At 72.3% G+C, this 11,163-nt stretch carries 9 protein-coding genes; 7 read left to right on the forward strand and 2 right to left on the reverse strand.

Going from position 1 to position 11,163, the window contains the following annotated elements:
• Positions 1-61: 61 nt before the first annotated feature.
• From ACK3BB_RS05555 to ACK3BB_RS05565, 3 genes are read left to right on the forward strand one after another with little or no spacing between them, the layout of a single operon-like run.
• Complete coding sequence (locus ACK3BB_RS05555; protein WP_428927731.1) at positions 62-2,224, forward strand: non-ribosomal peptide synthetase; 2,163 nt, start codon at positions 62-64, stop codon at positions 2,222-2,224.
• Positions 2,221-4,374 (forward strand): polyketide synthase, encoded by a 2,154-nt coding sequence (locus ACK3BB_RS05560; protein WP_428927732.1) that lies wholly within the window; start codon positions 2,221-2,223, stop codon positions 4,372-4,374. The genes ACK3BB_RS05555 and ACK3BB_RS05560 overlap by 4 nt, the downstream gene beginning before the upstream one ends.
• Positions 4,371-6,080, forward strand: a complete 1,710-nt coding sequence (locus ACK3BB_RS05565; RefSeq protein WP_428927733.1) for an AMP-binding protein — start codon at positions 4,371-4,373, stop codon at positions 6,078-6,080. Before ACK3BB_RS05560 ends, ACK3BB_RS05565 begins: the two co-directional genes overlap by 4 nt.
• Here ACK3BB_RS05565 and ACK3BB_RS05570 read toward each other — a convergent pair.
• Positions 6,047-6,799 carry a class I SAM-dependent methyltransferase gene (locus ACK3BB_RS05570; protein WP_428927734.1) on the reverse strand — a complete coding sequence of 251 codons (753 nt, stop codon included), beginning with the start codon at positions 6,797-6,799 and terminating at the stop codon, positions 6,047-6,049. The genes ACK3BB_RS05565 and ACK3BB_RS05570 overlap by 34 nt on opposite strands.
• Positions 6,800-6,890: 91 nt before the next feature.
• Here ACK3BB_RS05570 and ACK3BB_RS05575 point away from each other — a divergent pair, with 91 nt between their 5' ends.
• The 4 genes from ACK3BB_RS05575 to ACK3BB_RS05590 are packed head-to-tail and all read left to right on the forward strand — an operon-like array spanning position 6,891 to position 10,225.
• A complete protein-coding gene (locus ACK3BB_RS05575) occupies positions 6,891-7,172 on the forward strand; it encodes an acyl carrier protein (protein WP_428927735.1) in 282 nt (93 codons plus the stop codon).
• 2 nt (positions 7,173-7,174) lie between these two features.
• Complete coding sequence (locus tag ACK3BB_RS05580) at positions 7,175-8,482, forward strand: polysaccharide pyruvyl transferase family protein (protein WP_428927736.1); 1,308 nt, start codon at positions 7,175-7,177, stop codon at positions 8,480-8,482.
• A 4-nt stretch (positions 8,483-8,486) separates the two neighbouring features.
• The gene (locus ACK3BB_RS05585) at positions 8,487-9,407 is read left to right on the forward strand and encodes a phytanoyl-CoA dioxygenase family protein (protein ID WP_428927737.1); all 921 of its coding nucleotides are present in this window, start codon (positions 8,487-8,489) and stop codon (positions 9,405-9,407) included.
• Entirely contained in the window at positions 9,407-10,225 is an 819-nt protein-coding gene (locus ACK3BB_RS05590) for a phytanoyl-CoA dioxygenase family protein (protein WP_428927738.1), read from the forward strand. The genes ACK3BB_RS05585 and ACK3BB_RS05590 overlap by 1 nt, the downstream gene beginning before the upstream one ends.
• Positions 10,226-10,246: 21 nt before the next feature.
• Here ACK3BB_RS05590 and ACK3BB_RS05595 read toward each other — a convergent pair whose 3' ends face one another.
• Positions 10,247-11,158, reverse strand: coding sequence for a hypothetical protein (locus ACK3BB_RS05595; RefSeq protein ID WP_428927739.1), 912 nt, complete (start codon positions 11,156-11,158; stop codon positions 10,247-10,249).
• Between the last annotated feature and the right edge of the window lie 5 nt (positions 11,159-11,163).

An 11,163-nucleotide genomic window follows, 5' to 3' on the forward strand; every position in this document is an offset into this window, starting at 1 on the left:
CAAGGCCGGGCGCGCGGTTGCAAGGCGTTGCCCGGTTGCAAGACTTCGAAGGACAGATGTGATGACCATGCTGCATGCCACGGCCCCGGCGGGGGCAGGCGACGGCCCTGCAGGCGGCGAGGCCCTGCTGCCCGCGACGCTGTTGCATCACGCGGCCACCCGGCCCGAGGCCCCGGCCTATATCTTTGCCGATGCCCGGATCGCGCGCACCGCGCCGCTGCGCGACGATCCCACCGGCCAGGTCCTGACCTATGGCGCGCTGGCCGCCCAGGCCGGGGCGGTTGCCCGGATGCTGCGCGACCGGGGGCTTGTGCCCGCCGTGACCGAAAGCGTGACCGAAGGCGCGGCTGACGGGCAGGGCGATGGGCCGGACGATGGGCGCGACGGGCCGCGGTATGCCCTGATGGTCCAGCCCGGGCCGTCCTTTGTTGTCGCCCTGCTGGCCGCCTTCCTGCTGCGTGGCGCGGCCGTGCCGCTGGCCCCGCCGGCCAGTCCGGCGGCGCGCGGGCGGGCCGGCGCGATCCTGGCCCGGGCCGATTGCACCGCCGTGCTGACCGACCGGGCCACCGTCACGGCCATGGGCGCCGACTGGGTCACGATCCTGGGTGACCTGCCGCCCGTCCTGCTGGACGATGCCCCCGCGGCCGACGGCCTGCCCCCGCTGCCGGACACCCGGGCCGATGACATGGCCGTCCTGCAATTCACCTCCGGGTCGACGGGCGACCCCAAGGGCGTGATCATTCCCCATGGCGCGCTGGCTGCCCAGCACCGCGTGATCTGCGCCGGCGTGCGGCCCGAGGGCGAAGAGCGGCTGGTGACCTGGCTGCCGCCCGAACATGACATGGGCCTGGTCGGCGGGCTGTTGTTCAACGCCTGGCGGGGCGGGCCGGCCTGGGTGCTGTCGCCGGCCAGTTTCATGCGCCGCCCGCAGGTCTGGCTGGACCTGATCGGCCGGGTCGGGGCGACGATCACCGTGGCGCCCAACTCGGCCTATGATCTCTGTGTCCGGGCGATCCCGCCGACCCGGCGGGCTGCGCTCGACCTGTCCAGCCTGCGCATCGCGCTGAACGGGGCCGAGCCGATACGGGCCGAGACGATGGAAGCCTTCACCGAGGCCTTTGCGCCCCGGGGCTTTGACCCGGCCTGTTTCATGCCCTGTTACGGCATGGCCGAGGCGACCCTGCTGGTCACCGGGGTCGGGCGCGGCGAAGGGGCCGAAGAGGGCTGGTTCGATGGCGAGGCGCTGGACCGGGGCATTGCCCGGCCGGTCGCACCGGGGGCGGGGCGGCGGCTGGTGTCATCGGGCCCGGCCCGCACCAGCGCGCCGCTGTGCATCGTCGATCCCGACAGCCACGCGGCCCTTCCCGAAGGCCGGGCCGGCGAGATCTGGATCGCCGGCGACAGCCTGGGCCGGGGCTATTTCCGCCAGCCCGAGCAGAGCGCGGCGACCTTTGCCGCCCGGCTGGACGACGGATCGGGGCGCTACCTGCGCAGCGGTGACATCGGCTTCCTGCATGGCGGGTCGCTCTATGTCACCGGGCGGATCAAGGACGTGGTCATGTGGCTGGGCCGCACCCTGCATGCGGCCGACCTGGAACAGATGCTGGCCGCCGCCGACGTGGGCATCCGCCCCGGGCGGGTGGCCGTGCACCAGGATGCGGACGGGCAGGTCAACGTTGTGGCCGAAATCGCCCCGGCCCGGATCGACCAGGACGATGGCAGCGCGCTGGCCCGGGGGCTGTGGCACGCGCTGGTGTCCGGCGCCGGGGTCGAGCCGGGCCGGGTGCTGCTGGTGCGGCCGGGGTCCTTGCTCTGGACGACCAGCGGCAAGATCCGGCGGTCGGCCTCGCTGGAACGCGCGGCGGCCGATGCGCCCGAGGGCGGTTGCCTGCTGCTCGACTGGCTGCCCTATGGCGATGACGACCGGGCCGGGCCGCGGGCGGCGGCCGTGCGCCGGCTGCGCGCCGCCGCGGCCGATGGCCCGCCGGCCGAAGCCGCGCTGGCCGATTTCTTTGTCGAATGGATTGCCGGGTCGGTCGGGGTGGAACCGGCCGAGATCGACCCCGAGATGCCCTGGGCCGACCTGGGCCTGTCGTCGCTGATGACCAGCGAGATGATCGCCGACCTGGAACTGGCCATCGACCGGGCGGTCGAGATCGAGCTGCTGTTCGAATTGCACAGCCCCGCCGAGCTGGCCGCCGAGCTGGCCGCCCCGGGCGCATGAGCGTGCCGCCCCGCCCCGAGCCGATTGCCGTGGTCGGCATGGCCTGCCGCTTTCCCGGGGCTGACAGCCCCGATGCCCTGGCCCGCCTGCTGCGCGCCGGGGCGACCAGCGTCGCGCCGGTGCCCGACGCCCGGCGTGCGCTCTGGGCCACGGGCCAGGCCGACACCGAAACGCTCTGGTCGGGCATCCACGCCCGCCACGCCGGGCTGATCGACGGGATCGAGACCTTCGACCGCCTGCCGTTCCGCATCTCGGCCACCGAGGTGCCGCTGGTCGACCCGATGCAGCGGCTGGCCCTGGAAACCGGCTGGCATGCGCTGGAAGATGCCGGGCTGGCACCGGCAGAGCTGGAAGACAGGCCCGTCGGGGTGTTCATGGGCGCGGCGGCCTCTGATTACACCCTGCTGCTGACCGGCGCGGGCCTGCCGGGGCAGGGCCATCCGCATCTGCCCAATGCCGGGCAGAACGGCGCGATTTCCGGGCGGCTGAGCTATTGCCTGGGGCTGGTCGGGCCGTCCTACACGGTGGACACGGCCTGTTCGGCAGCGCTGTCGGCCGTGGCCCTGGCCGGCGAGGCGTTGCAGGCCGGGCGCTGCGACATCGTGCTGGCGGGCGGGGTGAATGCGCTGCTGGCCGGGTCGACCACGGCCATTCTCTGCGCCGGCCCGGTGCTGAGCCCGACGGGCGAGACGCGCAGTTTCGATGCCGGGGCGGCGGGGTTCGTGCGGGGCGAGGGCTGTGGCATGCTGGTGCTCAAGCGGCTGGGCGATGCCCGGGCCGATGGCGACCGCATCCATGCCGTGCTGCCGGGCTGGGCCACCGGCCAGGACGGCCGGTCGAACGGGCTGAGCGCTCCGTCGCGGGCCGGCCAGGCCCGGGTGATCACCGAGGCCCTGCGCCGGTCCGGGCTGGCGCCCGACGCGGTGGGATATATCGAGGCGCACGGGTCGGCCACGGCCCTGGGCGACGTGATCGAGACCCAGGCCCTGGGCGATGCCCATGCCGGCCGGACCGGGGCGCCCGGCGGGCTGGGCTCGATCAAGGCGGTGATGGGCCACCTGGAGGCGGCGGCGGGCATTGCCGGGCTGATCAAGGCGATTGTCATGGTGCGCGACGGTTTCGTGCCGTCCCAGCCGTTGTTCGACAGGCCCAACCCGCGGATCGACTGGGCGGCCTTGCCCTTCCGCGTGCCGCAGGCCACGGCCGATTGGCCTGGGGCCCGGCGGGTCGCCGGGGTCAGTGCCTTCGGCATGAGCGGGATGAATGCGCATGTGCTGGTGGCCTCGGTGGAGGCTGCTGATGCGGGGGATGCGGCGGCTGCGGGCGGTGCGTCCGGTGCGGGTGCAGCGGCCGGTGCGTTTGGTACGGCGCCTGTGGGTGATGAGGGCGCTACGCCCGGTGAGCCCGGTGTGGCGCCTGTTGTGGCTGCGTCTGGCGCGGTGCCCGTGGCCGATGCGCGAGGTGGCGGGTTTGTGGCCCGTGCGGGTGATGGCTCTGGTACAGCGTCTTTGGGTGATGCCGAGGATGCGGCGCCTGTCACGGCAGCACCGGGGCAGGGGGGCGGCGGACCGCAGCTGTTCCTGCTGTCGGCCGCCAATGGCCCGGCGATACAGGCCCGGGCCGCGCAACTGGCCGAGACATTGCGCGCCGCCCCGCCGGAGCAGTTTGCCGCGCTGGCCGCCGCGACCTGCCGGCGCTGGACCGGCCTGTCGCATCGCGCCGGGTTCCTGGCCGCCGACCCGGCCGAGGCCCTTGCCCGGCTGGCCGTGCTGACCGATGCCCCGCCGGCCCGGGCGCCGCGTGCGCCGCGCCGCCTGGCGCTGGCCCTGCCGCCCGATCTGCCGGCCGACCTGGCCGCCGGCCTTGCCCCCCGGCTGGCCGCGCTCTGTCCGGGACTGGCCCTCGACGCCGGGGCCGAGCTGCGGATCGCGGATGTGCCCGAGGCCCCCGACCGGCCCCGCGCCCTGTTGCTGAATGCCGCGCTGGCCCTGTCCCTGGCCGGGGCGTCGGTTGCCACCGACGCGCTCTATCCGCCGGCGTTGGCCAAGGCCGTCGCTCTGCCTCCCTATCCGTTCCAGCGCCAGCGGGCCTGGTTCGACGACCTGCCCGGCACCGGAGCCGTTCCGGGCACAAGGACATCCAGCCCATGACCAATGCCAATATCTATACCCTGCTGCACCGTGCCTGGACCGATCCCGCGGCCGTTGCGCTGTACGATTGCCCCGACGTGGCCGGCGCCGAGGTCACCTATGGCGCGCTGGACGCGGCGGTTGCCCGGGCCGCCGCCGCGCTGGCCGAACGGGGGCTGGTCCCGGGCGACCGGCTGGCCATGGCCCTGCCGAAATCCACCGCCACCTTCGTGCTGTTCCTCGCCGCGTTGCGGTCGGGCCTGACGCTGGTGCCCTGCAACCCGGCCAGCCCGGCCCAGGGCGTGGCGGCCATGCTGGAGCGTACCGATCCGGCGCTGGTGCTGGTCGATGCCGAGGCTCCCGCCGGGCCGATCGCGCTTGCCGCGCGCACCGCCGGCGCCCGGGTCGATACCGTTGCGGCCGGGGCGGGGCTTGATCCGCTTTCCTCGGGCAGTGCGTCCGATGCCGCGCCTGATCCAATGTCCTTGGATGGTGGGGCCGGGGTTGACCCGCTGCCCTCGGAGAATGCAGCCGATGCCGGACGTGACGCGCTGTCCTCGCACAACGGAGCCGACGTTACCCCCGCCGTGCTGACCGGCGATCACCCGGCGATCATCCTCTTTACCTCGGGCAGCACCGGCGCGCCCAAGGGCGTGCCGATCACCCATGGCGCCCTGGCCGGTCAGGCCCGGGCCCTGTGCGACGCCTGGCAGATCACCGCGGCCGACCGGCTGCTGCACGTGCTGCCGATGACCCATGCCCACGGGCTGATCATCTCGCTGTTGCCCCTGCTGCTGGCCGGCGGGGCGATCTGCCTGCGCGGACGGTTCGAACCGGGCGACGTGGTTGCCCGCCTGCCTCGGGCCAGCTGCTTCATGGGCGTGCCCTTCACCTATGCCCAGCTGATGGACCATCCCGGTTTCGATGCCCCGGCCTGTGCCACGATCCGCCTGTTCGTCAGCGGCTCGGCCCCCCTGCCGGACGACCTGCGCCAGGGGTTCGAAGCCCGCACCGGCCATCCGCTGCTGGAACGGTATGGCATGACGGAAACCCTGATCTCGACGGCCAACGGCCCGGCCAGCCATCGCGGGGGCAGCGTCGGCCGGCCGCTGCCCGGGGTCGACCTGCGCATCCGCCCGCTCGGCGCGCCCGATGGCCCCGATGCCGCGCCGGGCGAGGAAGGCGAGGTCGAGCTGCGCGGGCCGTCGGTGCTGTCGGGCTATCTCGCCGCGCCCGACCAGACGGCCGGGGCCTTTGCCCCGGATGGCTTTTTCCGCACCGGGGACCTGGGCCGACTGGATGCCGACGGGTTCCTGTCGATCACCGGCCGGGCCAAGGACCTGATCGTCTATGCCGGGCTCAAGGTGCATCCGGCCGAGGTCGAAGCCGCGCTGCGGGAGCTGGACGAGATCGGCGATGCCTGCGTGTTCGGCGTGCCCCATCCCAGCGCGGGCGAGGCCGTCATGGCCGCCGTGGTGCTGCGGCCCGGGGCCGGGGCGACCAGCCCGGCGGCCCTGCGCGGGCAGTTGATCGGCAGCCTGCCGCCCAGCCACGTGCCCCGGCGCATCCATGTGCTGGCCGACCTGCCGCGCAACGCCATGGGCAAGCTGCAGCGCAACGTGCTGCGCGACTGGCATGCCGACGGCCGGCTGGCCGCCGGTGGTGATGGCGGAGCGGGAGCGGAAACCGGCGCTCAGCCCGGCTTGTGCGCGGACACCAAGAGGTAATCCTTGAACGTGGCCTCGATCGACCGGGCCGAGGCCTGCATCGCATTGGCCGCAAGGACCCGGGCAAAGGGCGTGACGGTCTGGTCGCGGATGCTGGTCAGTTCGATCCGCGTGAACCCGGTCTCGGCCAGCAGCTCTGTATAGGCCGCGATCGTCGGCAGCACGTTGTCGGCGGGCATGATGGTCATCGGCGCATCGGCCAGGATGTCGGTCAGCACCATCTGGCCGCCGGGAGCCAGCACGCGCAGGGCCTCGCGCAGGAAGGTCCGTCGAGGGCGGAAATGCATCGCCGCCTCGATGCTGTGGACCCGGTCGAAATGGTCATCGGGGAAATCCAGCGCACAGGCATCGCCCTGCACGAAATCGACCCGCCCGCCGCCATGGGCCTCGCGCGCGAATGCGACCTGGCGGGCCGAATAGTTCAGCCCGGTCACCCGTGCGGCGGGATAGAACTCGGCAAAGGCCCGGCTGCAGGCGCCCAGCCCGCAGCCGACGTCAAGCACGCGGGCCACGCCGTCGGGGTGGGAATCGGCTTCGACATGGCGTTCGACCATCCGCGCGGCGGCCTCGCGCAGGGTTGCAACGGGGCGACCTGCGGCATCGGTCCAAAACCCGAAGTTGTAGAAATCGCAGCCGTCGAAGAGCCGGCGCATCGCAGGGTGGAAAATGCCGAAGTCATACTCGTTTTCCGAGAGTTTCAGCTGCGCCGTATCGTCCATAAACCCTTCTCCGCATTGCATGATCTTGTCCGGTGATGAATACTTACGTTTACCAGAATTAACGATAACCGGCATTACCGAAAGTACGCGCATGACGACGAAGACCGCAGCAGAGAAACCCGCAACGGCCGAAGATATCCAAGCCTGGCTGGTCACTTACATTTCTTCGGTCATCGACGTGCCGCAGGATCCGTTTCCGGTCGAGGAACGCTTTGACCGGTACGGGCTGGATTCGGTCGAGATGACGATCATGTGCGGCATGCTCGAAGAAGCCTATGGCGTCGAAGTGAATCCGACCGAGGTCATCGACAACCCCAACGTCAAGGCGCTGTCGGCGCATCTGTTCGACCGGCTGTCCAGCGACGCGGCGTGACCATGCCGGGTCCTGACGACCCGCGCCGGATCCTGATCTGCGGCATGTACGACATGCGCAATTTCGGCGACCTGATGTTCCCGCTGATTGCCGGGCACGAGCTGGGCGCGCGGGGGCTGGAGGTCGCCGCGCTGTCGCCCACCGGGGCCGGGACCGGGCTGGCCGAGGCGATGCCCACCCGGCCGATTGCGGCGCTCTTCGATCCCGACACGCCGGTTGACGGCGTGGTGATCGGCGGGGGCTACATCGTGCATACCCATCGCATGGACATGCTGCGCGAATATCGCGGCGGCGAGGTCGGCGCGGCCGCCGCCCCGTCGGTCTGGCTGGGGGCGACGCTGGGCGCGGCGCTGCGTGATGTGCCGGTGGCCTGGAATGCTCCGGGCGCGCCGCATCCGATCCGGCCGGGCGCACGGGCGCTGGCGGCCCGGGCCTTTGCCGCGGCCGATTACATGTCGCTGCGCGATACGGGTTCGGCCCGGATGGTCGGGCTGTCTCCTGACGGAGGCGAAGGGGCGGTGGACCTGCATGTCGTGCCCGACCCGGTGCTGGGCATCGACCGCCTCTGGCCGGGCGCGACGCTGCGGCCCGATTACGAACGGCTCTGTGCCCGGCTGGGCGTGCCGGCGGACAGGGTGCTGGCCATCCACGTGCGCGGCCGGTCGCTGGCCGGCCAGCCGATCCCCGAGTTTGCCGGTGAGCTGGCCGAGACCTGCCGGGCCCTCGACCTGGTGCCGGTGATGATCGGCCTGGGCTCGGCCCATAGCGACGATCGCATCGCCCGCGAACTGGCCGCCGCGCTCGATGCCCGGGGATGCCCCGGCGCGGCGCTGGACCGGCCCGAGGGCCTGCGCGACATTGCCGCCCTGCTGGCCCATGCCCGGGCCTATGCCGGCTCGTCGCTGCACGGCTACATCACCGCCGCGGCCTATGGCGTGCCCGGCCGGCTGGTCGCCCGGCCGGCCTATCGCAAGTTCGACGGGCTGGTCGGCCACCTGGACCGGCCCGGCGACAAGGTGGCCGACTGGGCCGGCGCGTTGGCCGGGCTGCCCGCGGCCCTGGCCGACGGCCGGACGGCCCTGCCGGTGGGCATCGGCGCGGCGCTGGATCGCCATTGGGACCAAATGGCCGACAGCCTGTCGGCCGGCCCCGCTCCCGGCCGGGCACGGCGGCTGGATTTCGCAACGCGGGCCATGGCCGAGGGCCTGGCCCAGGCCGGCCCCGACTGGGCCATGACCCCCTTCACCACAGCGCAGGACCGGGCAGCCGCCGCGACCGGAGACGATGTCCGCGAGAAAGAGCCCTTTTGATCCCATGACACAGACCCCTTCCACCCCCGACACCGCGACCGCCCCGCCGCATGCGCTGGGCCAGGCCGACCGGGACCGTTTCCTGGCCGATGGCGTTGTCGCGCCGATCGACGTCATGTCCGAGGCCGAGGCCGGGGCGATCCTGGCCGAGGTCGAGCGTATCGAGAGCCGGTCGGGCGGGCGCCTGTCGGGCCTCGTGCGGGCCAAGCCCCACCTGCTGCTGCCCTTCCTGTGGGACGTGCTGCACGATCCGCGGATCGTCGACCGGGTGGAAAGCCTGCTGGGCCCGGACATCCTGTGCATCGGCGCGTCGATGATCGACAAGCCGGCCGGGTCCGATGCCTATGTGGCCTGGCACCAGGACGCGACCTTCTGGGGGCTCAGCTCGACCGAGGGCGCGACGGCCTGGCTGGCGCTGACCCCGGCGACGCCGGAATCGGGCTGCATGGACGTGGTGCCCGGCACCCAGGGCCAGCAGCTGGAACATTTCGACACCCGTGATGAGCTGAACATGCTGGGCGCGCGGGAAAGCGTGCGGGCCGAGGTCGACCTTTCCCGGGCCCTGCCGCTGGCCTTGCGGCCCGGGCAGATGTCGCTGCATCATCCGCTGGTGCTGCACGGGTCGGGCCCGAACCGGGCCGATCACCGCCGGCTGGGCTTTGTCATCCGCTATGTCGCGGCCAGCGTCCGCCAGGACGGCGGATCGGCCACGCTGGTGCGCGGGCGCAACCTGTCGGGCATGGCGCTGGAACAGGCGCCGGAGGGCGAGATGCAGCCCGACGCGCTGCGTCGCCACGGCGAGATCATCCGCCAGGGGGCGGGGGTGATCCGGCGGCAGAAGGCGGCCCACCTGGAGGCAACCGGGCAGGATACGGGTGAACACGGTGCCCCCGACGGGGACCAGGACAAGGCGGAGGGGATGTGATGCCGGTGACCGACAGCTATGAAAATGACGGATACGTGTCGCCCATCGCGGTGATGACGCCCGACGAGGCCGCGGGCCATGTCGAGGCCCTGCGCGTGCAGGAAGCGAAGTTCGGCGGCCAGCTGTCGACGGCGACCAATGCCAAGGCGCATCTGCTGTTCCCCTTTCTGTGGGACATCGTGCAGGACCCGCGCATCGTCGATCATGTCGAACGTATCCTCGGCCCCGACATCCTGTGCTGGGGCTCCAGCTTCTTTGCCAAGGAACCGGGGTCTGCTTCGGTCGTGCCCTGGCACCAGGATGGCACCTGCTGGGGCCTGGACGCGCCCCGGGCGCTGACGGCCTGGGTGGCGCTGACGCCCAGCACGCCGGAGAACGGCTGTTTGCGGGTGGTGCCGGGCAGCCACCGCGAATGGGTGCGCCACGCGGTGCGCAACGCGTCGTCGTCGATGCTGCCGCTGGGCGAGGAAGTGGCCGCCGAGGTCGACGAGGACGAGGCGCTGCTGTGCCCGTTGCAGGCCGGCGAGATGTCGATGCACCATGTCATGCTGGTGCATGGTTCGGCCCCGAATCGGGCGACCGAAGGCCGGCGGATCGGCTTTGCCATCCGCTACATCGCTGGCGACGTGGGCCAGCGCAACGGCCACCGGGGCTTTGCCACCATGGTGCGCGGGCGCGATCACGGGACCTACGAGCTGGAACAGAAGCCGGAAAAGGTGCTGGCCCCCGAGGCCCTGCGCCGCCATCGCGAGATCCTGCGCCGGTCGGCCGAGATCGTGACCGAAGAGGCCGGCATCCTCAACCCCGCCGGGCGGTAGGCCCCAAGCGGGGCCGGCCGGTCAGCCTGTCGTGGGGGCGTCCGGCGCCTCGCCGCGATCCATCCGGCCGGTCGCGGCGTCAAAGACCCATCCCCGCCGGCGCAGCTTGCGCGGGGGGTGGCCGCGCAGGGCCGTATAGACCCGGGTCGCGGTCTTGACCGTGGCCACGCTGCGGGCGGTATTGGTCGTCGTGCTGCCGTCGTGGATCTGGTGAAAGGTGGCCACCCCGTCCATGCGGATCAGCTGGCCGTCGGGCCAGGCCGCGGCGCGGGCCAGCATGTCTGGATTGCACATGCCGCCGCCGGGCTCGTCAAAGGCCGGATCGAACCCGCCAAGCGCATCCCAGGCCGCCCGGGGCAGGAACAGCGCGTTGGATTCCAGCATCGGCCCGGTGACGGATTGTTCCTCGGGCCAGGACGCGGCCATCAGGTCGGCCGCCGGATCGGGCCAGCCGGCCCGGGCCAGCAGCCTGTCTTCGGTCGCGCGGTCATAGCCCTGTGCGGCCGTGACGCTCTGGCGGCCGGGGCCGAACTGGCGGTTGGGCACGGCGATGACCGGGGCGGGATGGTGGCGCGCGGCGGCATGGACGGCGGCCAGCAGGTTGGCCGAGGCCAGGCGCGCGCCGTCGATCCAGGCCCCGATCAGCCGGCCCCGCGCCAGCGACAGGGCTTCGTTCATGGCTCCGACCGGCGAGGGCGACGCCACGCTGGCCCGCTGAAAGCGCACGGCCGGGTCGATGGCGGGCAGGTCGGGCAGGGGCTGCGAGCCGTTGTCGACCAGGACGATCTCGTAATCCAGGTCTTCCACCCCGCGCTGAAAGGCCCGCGACAGCGACAGCAGCGTGCGCGGCACCTCGCGCTGCATCTGCCAGCAGACCAGGGCAATCGAGATATCGGGCCGCCGGCTGGCGGCCGTTGTCGGGTGTCCGGGCATGGGCG

The organism is Marinibacterium sp. SX1, assembly GCF_050389775.1.
In the GTDB taxonomy this organism is placed as follows: domain Bacteria; phylum Pseudomonadota; class Alphaproteobacteria; order Rhodobacterales; family Rhodobacteraceae; genus Marinibacterium.